General features: G+C 56.2%; 20 protein-coding genes. 15 read left to right on the forward strand and 5 right to left on the reverse strand.

Annotated features, from left to right (window positions below; translation table 11 throughout):
- Positions 1-45 precede the first annotated feature (45 nt).
- The gene (locus VQ830_RS18315; RefSeq protein WP_337269595.1) at positions 46-567 is read right to left on the reverse strand and encodes a GNAT family N-acetyltransferase; all 522 of its coding nucleotides are present in this window, start codon (positions 565-567) and stop codon (positions 46-48) included.
- A 298-nt stretch (positions 568-865) separates the two neighbouring features.
- Between VQ830_RS18315 and VQ830_RS18320 the strand changes: the two genes are divergently transcribed.
- From VQ830_RS18320 to VQ830_RS18340, 5 genes are all read left to right on the forward strand, one after another.
- The gene (locus VQ830_RS18320; RefSeq protein ID WP_337269596.1) at positions 866-1,378 is read left to right on the forward strand and encodes an RrF2 family transcriptional regulator; all 513 of its coding nucleotides are present in this window, start codon (positions 866-868) and stop codon (positions 1,376-1,378) included.
- 11 nt (positions 1,379-1,389) lie between these two features.
- Positions 1,390-2,142: an SDR family oxidoreductase gene (locus VQ830_RS18325; RefSeq protein WP_337269597.1), complete on the forward strand. Its 753-nt coding sequence runs from the start codon at positions 1,390-1,392 to the stop codon at positions 2,140-2,142.
- 16 nt (positions 2,143-2,158) lie between these two features.
- Positions 2,159-2,596 carry a cupin domain-containing protein gene (locus VQ830_RS18330; protein ID WP_337269598.1) on the forward strand — a complete coding sequence of 146 codons (438 nt, stop codon included), beginning with the start codon at positions 2,159-2,161 and terminating at the stop codon, positions 2,594-2,596.
- A 95-nt stretch (positions 2,597-2,691) separates the two neighbouring features.
- The gene (locus tag VQ830_RS18335; RefSeq protein WP_337269599.1) at positions 2,692-3,138 is read left to right on the forward strand and encodes a carboxymuconolactone decarboxylase family protein; all 447 of its coding nucleotides are present in this window, start codon (positions 2,692-2,694) and stop codon (positions 3,136-3,138) included.
- A gap of 467 nt (positions 3,139-3,605) precedes the next feature.
- Entirely contained in the window at positions 3,606-4,115 is a 510-nt protein-coding gene (locus VQ830_RS18340) for a hypothetical protein (protein WP_337269600.1), read from the forward strand.
- A 168-nt stretch (positions 4,116-4,283) separates the two neighbouring features.
- Here the strand turns inward: VQ830_RS18340 and VQ830_RS18345 are convergent, their stop codons facing one another.
- Complete coding sequence (locus VQ830_RS18345) at positions 4,284-4,529, reverse strand: hypothetical protein (protein ID WP_337269601.1); 246 nt, start codon at positions 4,527-4,529, stop codon at positions 4,284-4,286.
- A gap of 205 nt (positions 4,530-4,734) precedes the next feature.
- On the opposite strand from VQ830_RS18345, the gene VQ830_RS18350 reads away from it, so the two are divergent.
- On the forward strand, positions 4,735-5,178 hold the full coding sequence (locus tag VQ830_RS18350) for a hypothetical protein (protein WP_337269602.1): 444 nt from the start codon (positions 4,735-4,737) through the stop codon (positions 5,176-5,178).
- A 160-nt stretch (positions 5,179-5,338) separates the two neighbouring features.
- Here the strand turns inward: VQ830_RS18350 and VQ830_RS18355 are convergent, their stop codons facing one another.
- A complete protein-coding gene (locus VQ830_RS18355) occupies positions 5,339-5,899 on the reverse strand; it encodes a cytochrome b (protein WP_337269603.1) in 561 nt (186 codons plus the stop codon).
- Positions 5,900-6,199: 300 nt separating this feature from the next.
- Positions 6,200-6,952, reverse strand: coding sequence for an SDR family NAD(P)-dependent oxidoreductase (locus tag VQ830_RS18360; protein WP_337269604.1), 753 nt, complete (start codon positions 6,950-6,952; stop codon positions 6,200-6,202).
- Positions 6,953-7,049: 97 nt separating this feature from the next.
- Between VQ830_RS18360 and VQ830_RS18365 the strand changes: the two genes are divergently transcribed.
- Entirely contained in the window at positions 7,050-7,412 is a 363-nt protein-coding gene (locus tag VQ830_RS18365) for a winged helix-turn-helix transcriptional regulator (RefSeq protein WP_337269605.1), read from the forward strand.
- 364 nt (positions 7,413-7,776) lie between these two features.
- Here the strand turns inward: VQ830_RS18365 and VQ830_RS18370 are convergent, their stop codons facing one another.
- Positions 7,777-8,496 (reverse strand): GntR family transcriptional regulator, encoded by a 720-nt coding sequence (locus VQ830_RS18370; RefSeq protein WP_337269606.1) that lies wholly within the window; start codon positions 8,494-8,496, stop codon positions 7,777-7,779.
- Between the two features lie 204 nt (positions 8,497-8,700).
- Here VQ830_RS18370 and VQ830_RS18375 point away from each other — a divergent pair, with 204 nt between their 5' ends.
- The 8 genes from VQ830_RS18375 to VQ830_RS18410 all read left to right on the forward strand — a co-directional run bounded on the left by VQ830_RS18375 (position 8,701) and on the right by VQ830_RS18410 (position 17,260).
- Positions 8,701-10,377 (forward strand): ABC transporter substrate-binding protein, encoded by a 1,677-nt coding sequence (locus VQ830_RS18375; protein WP_337269607.1) that lies wholly within the window; start codon positions 8,701-8,703, stop codon positions 10,375-10,377.
- Between the two features lie 90 nt (positions 10,378-10,467).
- Positions 10,468-11,490 carry an ABC transporter permease gene (locus VQ830_RS18380; protein WP_438618188.1) on the forward strand — a complete coding sequence of 341 codons (1,023 nt, stop codon included), beginning with the start codon at positions 10,468-10,470 and terminating at the stop codon, positions 11,488-11,490.
- On the forward strand, positions 11,483-12,358 hold the full coding sequence (locus tag VQ830_RS18385) for an ABC transporter permease (protein WP_337269609.1): 876 nt from the start codon (positions 11,483-11,485) through the stop codon (positions 12,356-12,358). The genes VQ830_RS18380 and VQ830_RS18385 overlap by 8 nt, the downstream gene beginning before the upstream one ends.
- A complete protein-coding gene (locus VQ830_RS18390; protein WP_337269610.1) occupies positions 12,355-13,317 on the forward strand; it encodes an ABC transporter ATP-binding protein in 963 nt (320 codons plus the stop codon). The genes VQ830_RS18385 and VQ830_RS18390 overlap by 4 nt, the downstream gene beginning before the upstream one ends.
- Complete coding sequence (locus VQ830_RS18395) at positions 13,314-14,300, forward strand: oligopeptide/dipeptide ABC transporter ATP-binding protein (RefSeq protein WP_337269611.1); 987 nt, start codon at positions 13,314-13,316, stop codon at positions 14,298-14,300. Before VQ830_RS18390 ends, VQ830_RS18395 begins: the two co-directional genes overlap by 4 nt.
- On the forward strand, positions 14,297-15,067 hold the full coding sequence (locus tag VQ830_RS18400; protein ID WP_337269612.1) for an aspartate/glutamate racemase family protein: 771 nt from the start codon (positions 14,297-14,299) through the stop codon (positions 15,065-15,067). The genes VQ830_RS18395 and VQ830_RS18400 overlap by 4 nt, the downstream gene beginning before the upstream one ends.
- Positions 15,068-15,088: 21 nt before the next feature.
- The gene (locus VQ830_RS18405) at positions 15,089-16,519 is read left to right on the forward strand and encodes an amidase (protein ID WP_337269613.1); all 1,431 of its coding nucleotides are present in this window, start codon (positions 15,089-15,091) and stop codon (positions 16,517-16,519) included.
- A 24-nt stretch (positions 16,520-16,543) separates the two neighbouring features.
- Positions 16,544-17,260, forward strand: a complete 717-nt coding sequence (locus tag VQ830_RS18410) for a maleate cis-trans isomerase family protein (protein WP_337269614.1) — start codon at positions 16,544-16,546, stop codon at positions 17,258-17,260.
- Positions 17,261-17,320: the final 60 nt, after the last annotated feature.

Consider the following 17,320-nt stretch of genomic DNA (forward strand, 5'->3'; position numbering starts at 1 on the left):
GCCAGCAAAAAGGGCTATGCGCTGATATCATGATAACCTTCGTCGTTATCGCATGACCTTCTCGAATAGAAATCCGTCATCGTCAGGCAGATCGCTTGGACGCCGACGGCTCGGGTCGGAATGTTTGGCATGGAAGAACGCAACGATTTTGAAACCGCATTTATTGACATAAAAGTGGATGTTTCTCTTCTCAAAATACGGCGTGTGCGTTTGCCACGTGACGGTCTGCGGATAGCGCGCCTCGATTGCAAGCCAAGCCTTCAGACCAAGTCCATGCCCTTGTTCTCCAACCTTTAAGAAAAAGAGATCGAGGGTGTTGCGATGGGTGTCTTCATCGATGGTAACCACTGCCCCGCCAACCGTCCTGCCCTCATGAAGAATACGAAGTGCAACGGCATTGGGAGCGTTGATCGCCTCGTTGAGATCTTCATCTGAAGGAATGGGACCATCTGGGAGATCGCCAAATTCTTCAACGACAGCAATGGCAAAAGCTTCCTGGAGCTCCTTCTTGAAATCGGGGAGATCGCTCCAGTCGGCGAGGGCGAGGCTAACGTCGAGGCTGCTCATGTCTTATCTCTTCCCACCTTAGGTCGGCCGCTGCTCTGGTAGAGATGTCGCTGCTCGGTTCGCGGAGCCCAACCACTTCTCTACCATTGTGGCAATGATGGGGATGCATCACAAACAGACGGCTCGAGGCGGCGGAGAGGTCTTTTTGAAGAAGCGTGGATGCGCACGAGCGGGTGGCAGCATGCCAAAGCCGCATTAATGCCGAGAACTTCAATTTCTGGAACACATCGTTCAAAATTTGCATGTTGACGGCGATCAGAATCATGGATAAATTTTATCCGTGATTAGGAGATGAACCGTGAAACTAAGCGAAGGTATTGAACAGGCGATCCATTGCACGGCATTCCTCGCGGGCCTATCCGACGACGGCGTTTTGTCGGCAGCTGCCCTTGCCGAACTGCACGGTGTTTCGACGAGTTATTTGCTGAAGCATCTCCAGGCGTTGTCCGCAGCAGGGATCGTCGCGACGACACCCGGCCCCAAGGGTGGCTATAGGTTGGCCAAACTTCCGAAGGATATCAGTCTGCTTGACATTGTACTTGCGGTCGAAGGACCGGCGCCTGCCTTTCGCTGCGCAGAGATCCGCCAGCGAGGGCCAAACCCTCTGCCGGCGCGCTACTTTACAAAGCCTTGCCAGATCAACGCCGCGATGCTGAAGGCCGAAAAAGCCTATCGCGCAGAACTCGCCAAAGTGTCCATCGCGGACCTTATGGCGGACCTTAGCGCAAACGATGACGGCGGTATCGCCGCCCGCGGATGCGCATTCCTTGAACTCCACGAACGCAAGACGGGCAATCGTACCTCGTCATAGGAGAGAAAGACATGAGTAAGCTGAAAAAGGTCGTCGTCATTGGCGGCACTGGCCTCATTGGCTCAAAGGCGGTCAAGCTATTACAGGAGGCGGGATATGAAGCGATTGTCGCCAGTTCCCGCAACGGCATCAACGCATATACCGGAGAAGGACTGGCTGAAGCCCTTAAAGGCGCAGACGCCGTTATCGACGTGTCCAACTTGATGTCGTTCGACCGGCAAGCGCTGATCGACTTCTTCGGCACCTCGAGCCGGAACCTAACAAGCGCAGAGAAGCTCGCAGGTGTTCGTCATCATGTCGTGCTGTCGATCGTCAATGCGGATGGTCTTGGTGCAAATCCATATATGACAGGTAAGCTCGCCCAGGAAGAAGCGGTCGCCGCGTCTGGGCAATCCTACACCATCGTCCGCGCAACGCAGTTTCACGAATTCATGGAGACACTGGTCGGCGCCTATGCCGTTGAGGGTACCGTGAACGTTCCAGACATCGATTTTCAGCCGATTGCTGCGGACGACGTCGCCGCCGCGCTTGTCGACGTCGCGCTGGCTGAGCCGAAGAACGGCACAGTCGATCTTGCGGGGCCTGAGCGAGCACCGTTCGTATCTTTCATCCAAACGTATCTCAATGCCAAGGGCGACGCCTCGCCCGTCAAGGCAGATGCGACACTCGAATACTTTGGCGCCCCGGTCGTCACAGACTCTCTTGTTCCCGGTGGAGACTACATCAAGGGCCGGATCACGATCGCCGAGTGGCTGAGGGAATAGGCAGGGGAGATCGATCATGAAGACCATCTTCTATGCCGCGACGGCGCTCATCGTCTCTCTCGCGACTGCCTCCGCGCACGACATCGCAAAGGCCGGACCCGCTTACGATACGAAGGATGCGAAAGTGACGCTGGTCTATGAGCATCCTCTCCCAGACGTTCCCGGCAAAAGCGTCAAGGGCGTGATCGTTGAGTATGGACCCGGCGGCTACAGCTCCGCCCATACGCATGCAAAGTCCGCGCTGATCTACGCCACGGTTCTCGAAGGCGCGATCGAGAGCGCCGTGAACGGCGACGAGACGAGGACCTTTAAAGCCGGTGAGAACTTCACCGAGTTGCCGGGCGACCGCCACGATGTCAGCGCCAATGCTAGCAAGACCGAGCCGGCGAAGCTGCTCGCCGTCTTCGTCGTCGACACCGACGATGCCGTCCTGACGACGCCGCGCAAGCCGTAGCGCGTCCTCCAAGGCCCAATCCGCAAAAACTGAACGAACAACGACGGCGTCTCCGGCGAACGGAGAGCCGTGTCCCCAAGAAAGGAAAAAAGAAGATGTCCCGCATGAACTGGTCCGAAGTCGCCCCTGAGGGCGCAAAGGCGCTCTATGGTGTCCACCACTACGTAACGACAAAGACGAACCTGCCGGAGGAACTCATCCACCTCGTCTTCCTGCGCGTGTCGCAGATCAACGGTTGCGCTTACTGCATCGACATGCATAGCCGCGATCTCCGTAAGACGATGTCAGTGGACAAGATCACTCTGGTGCCGGTCTGGGAGGAGGTGCCCCATCTGTTCAGCGAACAGGAACGGGCCGCTCTTGCCTGGGCCGAGGAAGTGACGAATGTCAGCCAGACGCACGCCTCTGACGAGGCCTATGCCGCAGCCGCAGCTGCCTTCGAGCCAAAGGACCTTGTTGATCTGACGATTACGATTGCCGCGATGAACGCCTTCAATCGCCTCGGCGCGCCGTTCCGTCTTCCGGTAGCGGCCAAGGCTTGATCGGATCAGTGAGCAGCGGCGGAGGAGGACATATATGAGGACATGCACAGCGTGACAGGGACCTATCCGGCGTTCCTTCGATGCAGACCTTAGAGGGCTGCCGAACTGCTATGTGACGGGACCCGATCGCTGTGCCATGTCTGATCCCCTCCGTCGTCCGGATATCGGCATTTCGCATTGGGGATTTGGTATTACAGTTTGCATGTGCCATGCTACCAAGCGGTATAGCTGACGGAGCAGCGTTTGGCCGAAGCGCTGCAAAATCTAAAAGACAACAAATTTCGAAGAGAACAGGGTTCTATCCTTTGATTTTAAAGACCATGGGGCACGCAGCAGTCTCAGCAAAGAGCGTCCGAACTCATATTCACAAGCCTATAAACCGTGGCCTTGTCTTCAGTCTTGCGCTTGCGGCTATCCTCATAGGGCATAACAACCTGAGGGCCGAGGATAAACGAAGCTTCGGGCTGGTGGAACGGACTTCGGATGAGGATCCGAGCTGCGAGGCTGTCAATCGTGCTTACGAGTCAGTCCACAATTCCGGTCGGATGGTCGAAGACATTTACAAGGTGAACTGGCCCGACCAGGTGGAGCTATACGCGGTTGATCTCTTTGATGATGCGGTTCTCTACGAGCGGATTCTTCCGAATGGAGCTCCCACGAAAAAGAAGAAGAGATACGGCTTTTACAGCTTACATTCCTCGTCGCGAACAAAATTTCAGAACTGCAGGCCACTAGGAAGAGAACGTGCCGGAGATGCGGAAAATCTGGTTTACGCCGCAGATTGGAGCCGTTTCGACCACGTCGCTTCAGCAAAGGTCTGGATATCCACGGCAAACGGAAAAATCGTGAAGACGCAGCGGGATTTTGAGCCTGGTCAGGGACCGGATGGCGCCTTGTCGCTGATCGATATCTATAGCGATGATCGAGGCACGTTTTTAAAAGCATCGTCGCAAGCTTCATTGGACGCTAAGCAATAGGCACATCGCTCGCATTGCGCTGCCGCATCCTTCTGCTTGCGACCGGCAGGCAGATCATACCCGCGCTTCAATGTCGGTATTCGTTTCGCGTTCAACGAGCATCGTCCTCATTGCGGGTGACCATCCTGGCGACGTGTTAGCCTCCTCGCGCAAAACGCCAGAATGCCCTCAAGTCGGATGCGCTGTCGCAATCTCGTCTGGGATAACCCAAACACGACCGTCAAACGCGAGATCGCCCCGCATAAGCTTCCTGCTGGCCACCATCTCGATGACGGGAAGTTGGGATTGGATCTCCGATGGTTTTCGATCAGGGGCGACAACGCAAACCACTTGAGATGTCTCATCGTCCTTCATGACCAGCAAAGTGTGTTGTGCGGTGTGGACAATCTTATTCGGAAGCGTGACGAGCTTCATGCTCCTCTCCTTCTTTCGCCGGCCCTTCAGCCGTCAATAGAAAGCCTGGAGGAATTTGGTTAACGAATCGTTAATGGGTAGCAAGCCTGGAAAGGAAGAAGTCCAAGCGGACAGGCCTTCACCAGGAGCGGACGGAAAGCATTGCTAACAGAGTTGGCCATCTGTAGTCTTGTCGGAAGACTTCCTCGCATCTTGCATCGATTCCATGGCCATCCTTTTCAAGACGACAGTTGCCGAAAGTTCTGCATTCGAAGCGATTGAGGAGGCGCTGACTTCGGGTCGTGCATATGATGGCTACTTTAACGCCGTAAGTGATGCTGGCGAGACGCCACTGCCTTGGTCGCCTGGCATCAGCGCCGAGGAATTTCTTGCTGAAGTCAGGGAAATGCTGCGGGTCTTCTGGGACGCAGCTCGGTTCTGGGTCATTTACGAGCGGCGCGAAGATCGTAGGGACGCGGAAACGACAGAGATGCGGAACGCGGCCTTCCGGCTCACCCGTGGCTATAACAGCGTCATCGTCGCTTCGTTGAGTCTCCTTGGGAAGCGCCACAGCGACCATGATCTTGAGCTGGTCTTCGTCTGTTTTACGGAAGACTTTCAAAGGCGAAACTTCCGGGTTCGCCACGAAGGCAAGGCGATCACGGGCTAAATGAAAGCCAGATGCGGCAGGGCGGACTTCAAAGGTGCTTTCCACCAGGCGAAACGATTGAAGACGATCGGCTCCATCTTCGTTTGATCTCTCAACATGTCGCGGCAGGTTTACACTGCTTAAAGTGCTTCGACAGTCGGCCAGCCATCCGGACGAGTGCTTAGAACGTCATCCTTTTCATCACGTTATCCTTGACAATGAAATGGTGCCATAGGGCGGCCAGAATGTGCAGGCTGACAATCGCGAGAAGACAATAGCCGGCATAGTGATGGACTTCGGCCGAAATTCTTTCGAGCCCTTTGTCCTGCGGAACTATATTCGGCCACTCGAACAGACCGAAGAACGGCAGGTCGTGACCGCCGGCTGCAGACGTGGTGTAGCCGGCAAGCGGCATCACGATCATGAGGACATAGAGAAGGATATGTGCGCCTCTGGCCGCGTAATGATTGAAAACGGAAAGCGGCTGTTGGTAGGCGGGCTCTCCAACCGACAGACGCAGCGGCAGGCGGATCGCGATCAGGAAAAGCGCCGCCATGCCAAGTGATTTGTGCACGTCCAAAAGTGCGCGACGCAACGGGATGCCTGGCGTGAGATAAGAGCAATAAAGACCTATTGTCAGAGCGCAGATGATAACGATCGCCATAGACCAATGAAGCAGCCGTTGGGATGGCCGATACTGGGTTCTGGGTGTGTCGGCTGCAATTGCCATGGTGTCGGACATCAACGTCTCCGGTCGTCGTCAGGTTGGCGCGTATAGCCTCATCCGTCGCAATGCGGCTGAAAGAATGGCTTCTTCGATCACCTTCATGCGAGCACACATCACATTTCGTCGCTTGGCCTATACACTGTTGCCGTGCATGCAGCTTTGAAAGCCTTTAGGGAGAGAGCGATAAAAGATATTGCGAACAAATTCGCGATATTGTCGCTCAGTGCGGACATGCTTTGGCCGGGTCTCTAGGCGAGCTGTAGCTCGACCCGACAAGGGGAGCGGCGCCAAGTCCGCTCGCCTTTAAGCTTTTTATCAAACTTGCGCCTGACCGCCATCGGCAAAGAGTTCTGCACCGTTGACGAAGCTCGCATCGTCCGATGCCAAGAAGAGGGCAGCCTTGGCAATTTCTTCTGCTTCTGCGACGCGGCCGAGCGGTATGCGTGAGGCAGCAAAGTCGATAAGCCCCTGTTGCTGATCCTTGCTCTCGCCTGCCAGCCCAAGCAAGCCGGGGGTGCGGGTCGCTCCTGGAGAAAGGACGTTGACGCGGATGCCGGTCTCCTTAAGGTCCAGCACCCAGGAACGAGCCAGATTGCGCACCGCTGCCTTTGAGGCGGAGTAAACGGAAAAAGCGGGTGTGCCTTCGGTGCCTGCAGTCGAACCCGTCAGGATAATCGACGCGCCTTTTCCCATCAGGGGAAGCGCCTTCTGCACGGTAAAGATCACAGCCTTGACGTTACGACCGAAGGTGTCATCAACCTGTTCCTCGGTTATCTGTCCGAGGGGGAGCATCGTCCCGCCGCCGGCATTAGCGACGAGAATGTCGAGACGGCCCTGTTCGGACTTTACCTGGCTATACAAGCGGTCCAGGTCGGCATTGCTGCTGGAGTCGGCCTGGACCCCAATAATATTTCCGCCGATCTCTCTGACGGCCTTGTCCAGAACGTCTCTGCGGCGTCCCGTGATATAAACATACGCACCTTCCTGAGCGAATAGTTTGGCGGTTGCGAGGCCGATACCGCTCGTTGCCCCTGTGATGACCGCGACCTTTCCTTGAAGTCTGCTCATCTCGATCTCCTTTTGCCGATGAACCGCAAAGTGAAATAGACAGAGGCTTTCCAGAATACTAGTATGCACCTTTTAGTAAGTGCCTGGAGAGAGATAGATGGCCAAGACGGATTTTTCCTGCGGTCTCGACGCGGCGCTGGCCGTCATCGGCGGAAAGTGGAAGCCATTGATCCTCTATCACCTGACCTATCAGGCCCGGCGCTATGGTGACCTGAGGCGCGCCATCGGCAATGTCAGCGACAAGATGCTCATCCAGCAGCTCAAAGAACTGGAAGCAGACAGTGTCGTCGGTCGCCTCGATTTCAAGGAAATTCCTCCCAAGGTCGAGTATTCCATCACGCCATTCGGGCAGACGCTTGCCGAGGCACTAAAACCGCTTTGCGGCTGGGGAAACGAGCATATGCTCGAAGTCGCAAAAATGGTGTCGCGCCGAGAAGCCTCTGAGACGTCGACCACTTAGAAGCTTTTGAGACGTGCGCAGTGAGTGCGGGCAAGGTAGCTTTATGCCGGCTTCGACCCGGCAGACGTAAGGCTGCATTAGGCGCAACATGTTGAAGAGCTTGAAAAGATGTTTTCGTAAATCGAAGCCTCAACAGAAGACGCGAGCCTTGATAGTGTCCGAGCTTGCTGTTTGCTCTCCTCTCCCAGAATTCACCAAGGCATTGAGCGCCTTGTTGGGAAAGACAGGATATCCGAGAGCTTGTCTGGCTGCGTGGTCTGCGACAGCCCATCGCGTTAACGTTCCGTCTATCAATACTATTCGGGCAGATGCGAGGGAGATCAGAATGGCGGTTACAGGCACTGTGGATGAAAGGCCGGCATCGTCATCGACTGCTTGCCGCCCTGATTTCGTTGGCCGCACGAGCTGCGTCGACGACGGCAGCGCCTGTTTTACGGCTATGATCCAACATCAGAACGCCTGCTAGCGCTGCGTTTTTGGCGACAATGGCGTCAAAAATGGCCTGGTGTTCGGCGACGGACTCCTTCCATCGTTGCTCGGACATCAAGGTTTCATGCCTGTTGTGAACCGATTGCTTGGTGAGGGTCATATGCGTTGCTGCGAGTTGCGGGTTGCCCGCCAATTCGACGATGAGTCCATGCAGTTTTTGGTTAGCCTTGAAATAGGCCTTCTTATTACGCTTGGCATATGCTTCGCCCATTTGAATATGGAGGCGCTCGATTGCAGCAAGTGCTTTGGGCTTCATTCTAGAGACGGCAATCTCGATCGCATGTCGCTCGAGCGCGCCGAGAACGTCAAAGACGTCCATCAATTCTTCAGCCGAGTACTGACGAACACGCGCGCCCCGGCCCGGCAGCAGTTCAAGCAAGCCCTCTGACGCCAGTAATTTGACGGCCTCGCGCATAGGCGTTCGAGAAACACCAAGTGCCTGCGCGAGGGCAACTTCATTTAATCGTTCACCGGCAGGCAGATCGCCGCGGCTGACCATCTCACGCAACTTGTCGACGACGTGATGATGAAGCGAGGCCCGCTTAATCGCCACCGGGTAGACGGTGGTGGTTGGCAAGTCGTCGTTCTCATCCATAGCCGTGTCCTTGAACATCATCTGAGCATTTGGCCTCACTGATATCCAACTGTGGACCAGTGAGACAAGCCAACTGCGTGACTAAAATTGAAGCATACAGATCACAGATAATGCAGGTTTACAATTACATAAATAATGCAATTTATAAATAAATACATTCCTTTCAATGACATAGAATGTGGCATGACCTTTGCAGGATGATTTATGTCTGCCACCCCAGCACAAGGTTTGTCCTACATGGCCAATAGCAAATCCTCCGTGATCTCTCGCATGCAAGCCTATAGCTCCCATAAAGCCATCATCATTGCGGCGAGCGTGTCTCTTGGTCTTCTTCATGGCGCTGCACGCGCAGAAACGCCGAAAGATGTCTTGATCGAAGTCGCTGAGCATGGGCCGAACTCGCTCGATGCCATGGCGCCGGCCGCCAACGAATTCTCGCAGATGACGTCCTGGCAGCTTTATGATCGTCTGATCACGCACGGAACAAAGACACTGCCCGATGGTAAACTCATGTACGATGCGACCAAGATTGAGCCGGAGCTCGCCAAAAGTTGGGAGATTCAAGACGGTGGCAAGACACTGATCTTCCATCTGCGCGAGGACGCCACCTTCCATGACGGCTCACCGGTAACAGCGGAGGATGTCAAGTGGTCGTTCGACCGCGCTGTCTCGGTTGGCGGCTTTCCGTCAGTGCAGATGGCGGCGGGTTCGATGACCGATCCCAAGCAGTTTTCCGCCATCGATGCGCACACGTTCAAGATCACACTTGATAAGGCTGATAAGCTTACTCTGCCGGATCTTGCGGTTCCCGTGCCCTATGTTGTCAACAAGAAGCTTGCGCTTCAGCACGCGACGGCGGATGACCCATGGGCGCTGAAATGGACGTCACTCAACGATGCCGGCGGCGGTCCCTTCAAGGTGGGTAGTTGGAAGAGTGGCGACAGGATCGTTTTCGAGCGTTTCGACAACTGGAAATCCGGAGCCAAACCGGCCCTTAAGCGGGTCGTCCTTCGTGAGATAGCCTCGCCGGGCACACGCCGTGCCTTGTTAGAGAAGGGCGATGTCGATGTCTCCGTTGGACTTCCGCCGAAGGACTACGCTGAGCTTGCTGCGGCTGGCAAGGTGAACGTCATCGGCACCCTGATGCAGAACGAACAGTTCAACGTTGACCTCAACGTCACGATGAAGCCATTCGATGACAAGCGGGTCCGCCAAGCTATTGCCTATGCTCTTCCCTACGAGAGCATAATGAAGCAGGCGCTTTATCAGCGCGGTGAGCCTCTCTTCGGAGCCGATCCGTCGCAGCCGTTCCCGCCGAAGTGGCCAGTCGCATCCTATTACAACACTGATCTCGACAAGGCCAAGGCGCTTCTCAAGGAGGCCGGCTACGCCGATGGTTTCAAGAGCGATCTATATATCGATATGAGCCAGACTACGGTTCAAGAACCGATGGCACTGCTGATTCAGGAGCAGTTGAAGAAGATTGGCATCACCATCGAAATCCACAAAGTGCCCGGCTCCGAGTGGTTCGCCAAAATGGGGTCAAAGAGCATGCCGATGGACATCAACTACTTCTACGGCTGGCTGGACTATCCTGAGTACTTCTATTTCTGGACGTATGACGGGAAGAACAATAGCGTCTTCAACACGGCGAATTACGCCAACCCGGAATTGGACAAGCTGATCGAGCAGGCGCGCTTCGAAAGCGATCCCAAGGCCTATGATGCAATCATCACCAAGATGAACACCATTGCCATGGATGACGTGCCGCGCGTTCCGGTGGCCCATCTCTACTCGGACATCGCTATGCAGAAGAATGTCAAGGGTTACGTCTACTGGTTCCACACGCATCTCGACCTGAAGGCGATCTCGAAAGAATAGCAAACTAGGCCGGGGCCACCCTCATGGCGGCTCCCGGCCCCTCAGCAGAGGGCGGCAATTGGCTTGTAAAGGTGTGCGGGGATTGAGGGTATGAAGATAGCCATGAATTTTGCGAAGCGGATCGTAACGGCGATTCCCAGCATCATCGGCGTCGTTGTCGTCACCTTTTTGCTGGCCCGAGCTTTGCCCGGCGATGCCGCTGCCTATTATGCCGGTTCCTCGGCGACGCCTGAAAGCATTGCTCAGATCCGCAAGGCGTTAGGGCTCGACAAGCCACTCTGGTTTCAGTTCGCAGATTATACATCCCATCTCCTTCATGGGGATCTCGGCACCTCGCTCTCGAGCGGTCAGCCAGTGTTTCAGGATCTGGTAACCCGCCTGCCTGCCTCCATCGAACTGACGCTTTGCGCACTGGTGTTTGCACTTCTGATTGGACTTCCGCTAGGAATCGCGGCCGCAACACGCCCGGGCAAGTCGATCGACCATCTCTGTCGCATCATCGTTTCAGTCGGAGCAGCCTTCCCAACCTTCTTCGTGGCTCTGGGCTTGGTCTACGCCTTTTATTTCAAGCTTGGCATTGCGCCTGAACCGCTTGGCCGGTTGAACGACACATATTTTTCTATACCGCCAACAGTGACCGGGCTTTATCTCGTTGACACGCTGTTGGCTGGAGATATGCAAGCCTTCGCGGCAAGCCTTTCCCAACTCGTGCTTCCCTCGATCTCGCTTGGGCTCTTTGCGCTTGCCCCGATAGCACGTATCGCACGGGCCTCGATGCTGGCTTCGCTGTCAAGCGACTTCTGCCGCACTGCGCGTGCCATGGGGCTGTCTCGAACAAAGATCGTCTATGGGTATGGTCTGCGCAATGCAATGTTGCCCGTCGTGAACATTCTCGGAATGGTCTTTTCGTTTCTACTGGGAGCCAATGTTCTCGTCGAACAGGTCTTCGCCTGGCCAGGGATTGGCGCCTATGCGGTAAATGCTGTGATTACCTCGGATTATGCCGCCGTCCAGGGCTTCGTCCTGATGATGGCGATCCTTTACATCCTCCTCAACCTCATGGTCGACTTCACCGCGGCCGCGATCGATCCAAGGGTTCGCTACGATGGTTGAAACCACCTCTTTTCCCTCACATACCAGCAACTTCTGGCGCGATGCCCGGCACGTGGCCAGCGAGAACAAACTGACACTCGCCGCGGCGCTGATCATGCTGCTCTTCATCCTCATTTCACTGCTCGCACCCTTCGTCGTACCCTACGATCCGTTGGCGGTGGATTCAGCCGCCGCTTTGAAGGCACCAAGCCTGACGCATCCGTTTGGAACCGATGCGCTCGGACGCGATATTCTCAGCCGTGTCGCGATTGCCGCGCGGCTCGACATTGGCATGGCGATCGGTGCAGTCGCATTGTCGTTCATCATCGGCACAGCGACCGGTGCGATTGCCGGCTACTTTGGTGGCTGGGTAGATGCCGTAATCGGCCGTATCATGGACACGATCATGGCATTTCCCCTCTTCGTCTTGGCCATGGGTATCGTTGCTGCCCTTGGCAACAGCGTCGAGAACATCGTGCTAGCAACGGCCATCATCAATCTGCCATTCTACAGCCGCTTCGCGCGAAGTGAAGTCAATGTCCGCCGCGACATGACCTATGTCGAGGCGGGGAGAATGGGGGGAAACAGGCCGTTTCGGCTGCTAGCGTTTCATATTGTCCCGAACATTCTGCCCACTATGATGGTGCAAGGATCCCTCAACCTCGGCTGGGCTATCCTCAATGCGGCCGGTCTTTCCTTCATCGGCCTTGGCGTTCGTCCACCGACCCCGGAATGGGGAATCATGGTCTCGGAAGGCGCCTCCTACATCTTTTCGGGCGAGTGGTGGACCTTCATCTTTCCTGGCGCGGCGTTGGTCATCACCGTCTTTTGCTTCAACCTGATCGGTGACGGATTAAGAGACATCATTGATCCTAGGAGGCGGACATGAGTGTACCATTGCTTTCCGTGATGAACCTTAACGTCAATTTCACGACGCGGTCCGGCACTGTGAAGGTTCTCAACGATGTTACCTTCTCTCTTCCAAAAGGTGAGATCATGGGGATCGTTGGTGAGAGCGGATCGGGCAAGTCGGTCCTTTCCTACGCGCTCATGGGCCTGCTCGATGCGAATGCCGAGATCAAGGCGGATAAGATCGAGTTCGGTGGGCTTGATCTCGCTGGCCCGAACTCGCCGCTTGCCACGATCCGCGGTCGTGAGTTGTCTATGATCTTCCAGAGCCCGCGCACTGCTCTAAACCCGATCATGCGCGTCGGGCGGCAGATCGAGGATGTCCTGAGGCGGCACGGCCCGGTTTCCAGAGCCAACGCCAAGACCGCTGCAATCGCTGCTCTCGCACGTGTACGCATTCCCGATCCCGAACGCCGCTATCAAGCCTATCCCTTCGAGCTCTCGGGCGGGATGTGCCAGCGGGTGATGATTGCCATGGCACTGGCCTGCTCGCCGTCGTTGCTGATCGCGGACGAGCCGACGACCGGTCTGGACGTCACCACCCAGGCTGTGGTTATGGACCTGATCCGCGAGCTCGTCCGGGAAACCAGGATGTCCGCGATCGTCATCACGCATGATCTTGCGCTTGCCGGGGAATATTGCGACCGGATCGCTGTGATGCATGCTGGGCACATCGTGGAAGTGGCGCCTGCTGACGAATTGCGGGCACATTTCGCCCATCCTTATACGAAGGGTCTGTTTGCAGCGACGCCGACGGCTGAAACGGAGCTCGAGCATCTTGCGTCGATACGCGGCAGCCTGCCTGATTTGAGGGCCGAGCTTCCACCATGTCGGTTTTCTCATCGCTGCGACCGGCAACAGCCGGACTGCCAAGCCGCACCGATCCCGCTTCGGCCGATCGGTGGGGATCACTCCGTTCGCTGCAGGCATCCCCTATGATTGCTTCTTCTTTACCCTTGATTGAAATTCAGAGCCTGTCGAAGCGCTATCCGGTGGGCAGTTTCCGCCGAAAAATGCTCCATGCCGTTGACGAGGTCGACCTGACGATTTCGCAAGGCGAATGCATCGGCCTTGTCGGCGAATCCGGCTGCGGAAAATCGACCCTCGCGCGCCTGCTTGCTCGCCTCATCGATCCCACCGAAGGACAAATCAAGGTTTCCGGCGTCGAGATCGCCAACATGCCGGCAAAAACTTTCGGTGCATCTCGTTTGCGCCGTGATATCCAGGTGGTTTTTCAGGACCCGACTGAAAGCCTCAATCCAGGCTTTACCGTCTTTCAGGCCATTGCCGATCCCTTGAAGCGACTCGTTGGTGGAACAGGCAAAGAGATCACTGAAAAGGTCCTGGCCGCCCTTAATGATGTCGGCCTGCCAAAGGAATATAGCAGCCGTTATCCGCACCAACTGTCCGGCGGACAAAAAGCCCGTGTCGGAATCGCGCGTGCGATCGTTGTCGATCCGAAGCTTCTCGTTCTCGATGAACCGACATCGGCCCTCGATGTCTCAGTTCAGTCGCTCATTCTTAAGCTCTTGTCGAAACTGCAGGCGCAACGAAATATGAGCTATCTCTTCGTCTCGCACGATCTCAATGTCGTGCGGCTTCTTTGCGACAAGATTGCGGTGATGTATCTTGGCCGCATCGTCGAATTCGGACCGTCGAAATCGATCTATTTCAGTCCGCGCCATCCTTATACACGCGCTTTGATCGATGCTATTCCCGATCCCTTGCGGAAGAATGCAGTCCGCACGAAGCTTGAAGGTTCTGCCTCAAGTCCGATCGATCCGAACCCGAATGCATGCCGCTTTTCCGGTCGTTGTCCCGTCGAACTGCCTATCTGTACACAAGTCATGCCGGAATTGGTGCCGACCACTGACGGCGGTCTGGTGGCCTGTCATCGTGCCGGTGGGGAAGACCGGTCATGACTAGAATTTTGCTCTTCAATCCCAATACATCGCGTGAGGTGACCGACCTTTTGGTTGAGGCGGCAAGCCCCGCTCTTTGGTCTGGATCTACCCTCATTCCTGTGACTGCGCCGCGCGGCATCCCGTACATTGCGACAAGGGCGGAGGCGGCCATCGCCTCGGGAATTGTTCTCGAGACTCTGGCCGAACACGAAGGCGACTTCGACGTCGCCATCATTGCCGCATTCGGCGATCCGGGCCTCGGCGGCGCCCGCGAGCTAATGTCCGTTCCTGTGATCGGCCTGGCCGAAGCTGCCATGCTCAGCGCCTGCATGCTCGGTCAGCGCTTTTCGATTGTTTCCTTCTCCCGCGCGCTCGGGCCCTGGTTTCGCGAATGCGTGGCAATGCATGGCCTTCTCGACCGGTTGGCAAGCATCCGGCTTCTGGACGGAGCGTTCGCATCATTGGCTACTGTGCAGGACGAGAAGGAAGACCTTCTGGTTGACTTGGCGCGAAGCGCTATCGAGCATGACGGTGCCGATGTCATCATTCTGGCCGGTGCCCCGCTGGCCGGACTTGCGGGACGGGTACGCGACCGCATCCCGGTGCCGGTGGTGGAGTCTGTGGTTGCGGCGGTCAAGCAGGCCGAGCTTCTCGTTGCCCTTAATACGAAAAAGCCGTCCGCCGGCAGCTTTCGCAGACCGGACCCCAAACCGTCCATTGGTCTTTCGGCAGCACTCGAGCGTTCGCTACTGGCAAGCCATTCCCCGATATCGCCGCGACTATAAAACCCCCTCTAGGAGGATTGCATGCTTATCGAAGAATATCCAAGTCTTTCGGCTCGAACGATCGCACAGCGCGTCGCCTCCGGCACGGTATCCGCCCGCGCAATTCTAGATGCGGCCTTCGCGGCTCTTGACAAGGTCGAGCATGAAATCCACGCATTTGCGACGATTGCTCGAGAGCAGGCCTATGCCGCAGCCGATAAAGTGGATGGCAAGATTGCGCGCAAAGAAGCGGTTGGGCCTCTGGCCGGGGTACCGGTCGCAATCAAGGATCTGGTTCTGACAAAAGGCATTAGAACCACCTTCGGATCCAACCTTTATGCCGACTATATACCTGATCACGATGATATCGTCGTGGAGCGCTTGAAAGCAGCCGATGCCATCATCATCGGAAAGACGAACGTATCAGAGTTCGGCTTCGGTGCGCATGGCAATAATCTTCTTTTCCCGGCCACTGGAAATCCTTGGGATACGGAGCGATCTCCAGGCGGCTCGAGCGCCGGTTCGGCGGCAGCTGTCGCCGCGGGCATTTGTCCGATTGCGATCGGAAGCGACGGCGGCGGCTCCGTTCGCTTGCCGGCAGCGCTGTCAGGCCTTGTCGGGGTTAAAGCTGCAATGGGTCGTGTGCCGCTTTGGCCCGGATGCCGCGATATCTCCTTGCCAGGCGTATCGGGTTGGGAATCGATCGAGCATATCGGCCCGCTCGCTCGCGACGTTGCTGACGCATCGCTCGTGCTGTCCGTGATTGCAGGGCCTGATCCGCGTGATCGCTGGTCGATCCCATGTGCAGATATTAACTGGACAGACATTGCGCCATTACCTCGAGGCACCAAGGTGCTTTACTGGCCAACATGGCACGATCAGGCGATCGAACAGGCCTTGAAGGACGCAACGGATAAAGCGGTCGCGCACCTCGCGGAAGCCTGCGGGCTAGAACTCGTTATCGGCGCTCCACCGCAAATCGATGTCCATGCGACGTTCAAAACGATCGTTGCTCTGGAAACGGATCTTTCCGGAATGGAAAAGCTGTTGAAAGCAAAGCCGCTTCCCGTCGCCAAGGCTGTCACGGATTTGCTTTCCGAGACGCGGCCATTTGTGGACGCGACTGATGCGATAACCGCCCGCAAGGCATTCGTCGATGAGATAGCAAAAGTGATGAGCGAGTGCGACGTCATCTTGACGCCGACCCTGTCCGTTACCGCCTTCGCCAAGGATCAGGATGGTCCATCGATGATCGATGGCAAACCCATTGTGCCTTACGAATGGTGCCCCTTTACCTCCCCCTTCAACCTGACGGGGCAACCGGCCGCCAGTGTGCCATGCGGGCTTGTCGATGGCCTGCCGATCGGCCTGCAAATCATCGGTCCACATCTCGGCGACGCCAAGGTGCTGTCGGCGGCTGCAGCCTTCGAGGCGGTCCTACCCAACATTGGCCGCCCACCCATCCATGCTTAATGAATTGTATAATTAGGATTTAAAATGAAACCGCTCCGCATCGGGATGCTGACGCCATCCTCCAACACCGTCCTTGAACCCGTTACCATGCGGATGATCCAGAACCTTTCTGGCGTGACGGCCCATTTCTCGCGATTTCGCGTCACCGCGATCGGCCTTGATGAAGCACTGCTCAGCCAGTTTGACGACCGTCCTATGATGAGCGCCGCTGAACTCTTGGCCGATGCCAAGGTCGATGTCATCGTGTGGAATGGCACGAGCGCCGGCTGGCTCGGACTGGACAGTGATCGCCGTCTTTGCGAGCGCATTACAGCGATAACAGGAATCAAGGCGTCGTCTTCGGTACTCGCTCTTTTCGACGTCATGCGGAAGGGAAACGAGACTAGGATCGGCCTTGTTTCTCCTTACACCGATGACGTGCAGGCCGCCATCGTTAAGTCTTTCGCAAAGGAGGGCGTCGAAATCATCTGCGAGCGCCATCTAGGCATTAAAGATAACTTCAGTTTTGCCGAAGTCACCAAAGAAACGATTTCAACGATGGTGGAAGGGCTAGCACGATCAAAACCAGACTCGATTGCGGTTTTCTGCACCAACCTTGCGGGCGCTTCGATCGTGGATCAATTGGAATCTGCATATGGCATTCCTGTCCATGACAGCGTGGCGACGGCGGTTTATGGCGGATTGTCGGCGGCGGGATATGACCCCAGCCGCATAACCGGTTTCGGAAAGATGTTTTCATAGGCAAGCAATTTTAGCGACGAGCGCGAGTTTACGCGAAGTTCCGCAAATAGCGTCACGATT

The sequence above is a fragment of the Oryzifoliimicrobium ureilyticum genome (assembly GCF_037199735.1).
GTDB lineage: Bacteria > Pseudomonadota > Alphaproteobacteria > Rhizobiales > Rhizobiaceae > Rhizobium > Rhizobium ureilyticus.

Excerpts from the sequence above, each read along its gene's own strand:
- VQ830_RS18315 (WP_337269595.1), bottom strand. The coding sequence starts at position 567 with ATGAGCAGCCTCGACGTTAGCCTCGCCCTCGCCGACTGGAGCGATCTC.
- VQ830_RS18325 (WP_337269597.1), top strand. The coding sequence starts at position 1,390 with ATGAGTAAGCTGAAAAAGGTCGTCGTCATTGGCGGCACTGGCCTCATT.
- VQ830_RS18330 (WP_337269598.1), top strand. The coding sequence starts at position 2,159 with ATGAAGACCATCTTCTATGCCGCGACGGCGCTCATCGTCTCTCTCGCG.
- VQ830_RS18335 (WP_337269599.1), top strand. The coding sequence starts at position 2,692 with ATGTCCCGCATGAACTGGTCCGAAGTCGCCCCTGAGGGCGCAAAGGCG.
- VQ830_RS18345 (WP_337269601.1), bottom strand. The coding sequence starts at position 4,529 with ATGAAGCTCGTCACGCTTCCGAATAAGATTGTCCACACCGCACAACAC.
- VQ830_RS18350 (WP_337269602.1), top strand. The coding sequence starts at position 4,735 with ATGGCCATCCTTTTCAAGACGACAGTTGCCGAAAGTTCTGCATTCGAA.
- VQ830_RS18355 (WP_337269603.1), bottom strand. The coding sequence starts at position 5,899 with ATGTCCGACACCATGGCAATTGCAGCCGACACACCCAGAACCCAGTAT.
- VQ830_RS18360 (WP_337269604.1), bottom strand. The coding sequence starts at position 6,952 with ATGAGCAGACTTCAAGGAAAGGTCGCGGTCATCACAGGGGCAACGAGC.
- VQ830_RS18365 (WP_337269605.1), top strand. The coding sequence starts at position 7,050 with ATGGCCAAGACGGATTTTTCCTGCGGTCTCGACGCGGCGCTGGCCGTC.
- VQ830_RS18370 (WP_337269606.1), bottom strand. The coding sequence starts at position 8,496 with ATGGATGAGAACGACGACTTGCCAACCACCACCGTCTACCCGGTGGCG.
- VQ830_RS18375 (WP_337269607.1), top strand. The coding sequence starts at position 8,701 with ATGTCTGCCACCCCAGCACAAGGTTTGTCCTACATGGCCAATAGCAAA.
- VQ830_RS18380 (WP_438618188.1), top strand. The coding sequence starts at position 10,468 with ATGAAGATAGCCATGAATTTTGCGAAGCGGATCGTAACGGCGATTCCC.
- VQ830_RS18385 (WP_337269609.1), top strand. The coding sequence starts at position 11,483 with ATGGTTGAAACCACCTCTTTTCCCTCACATACCAGCAACTTCTGGCGC.
- VQ830_RS18390 (WP_337269610.1), top strand. The coding sequence starts at position 12,355 with ATGAGTGTACCATTGCTTTCCGTGATGAACCTTAACGTCAATTTCACG.
- VQ830_RS18395 (WP_337269611.1), top strand. The coding sequence starts at position 13,314 with ATGATTGCTTCTTCTTTACCCTTGATTGAAATTCAGAGCCTGTCGAAG.
- VQ830_RS18400 (WP_337269612.1), top strand. The coding sequence starts at position 14,297 with ATGACTAGAATTTTGCTCTTCAATCCCAATACATCGCGTGAGGTGACC.
- VQ830_RS18405 (WP_337269613.1), top strand. The coding sequence starts at position 15,089 with ATGCTTATCGAAGAATATCCAAGTCTTTCGGCTCGAACGATCGCACAG.
- VQ830_RS18410 (WP_337269614.1), top strand. The coding sequence starts at position 16,544 with ATGAAACCGCTCCGCATCGGGATGCTGACGCCATCCTCCAACACCGTC.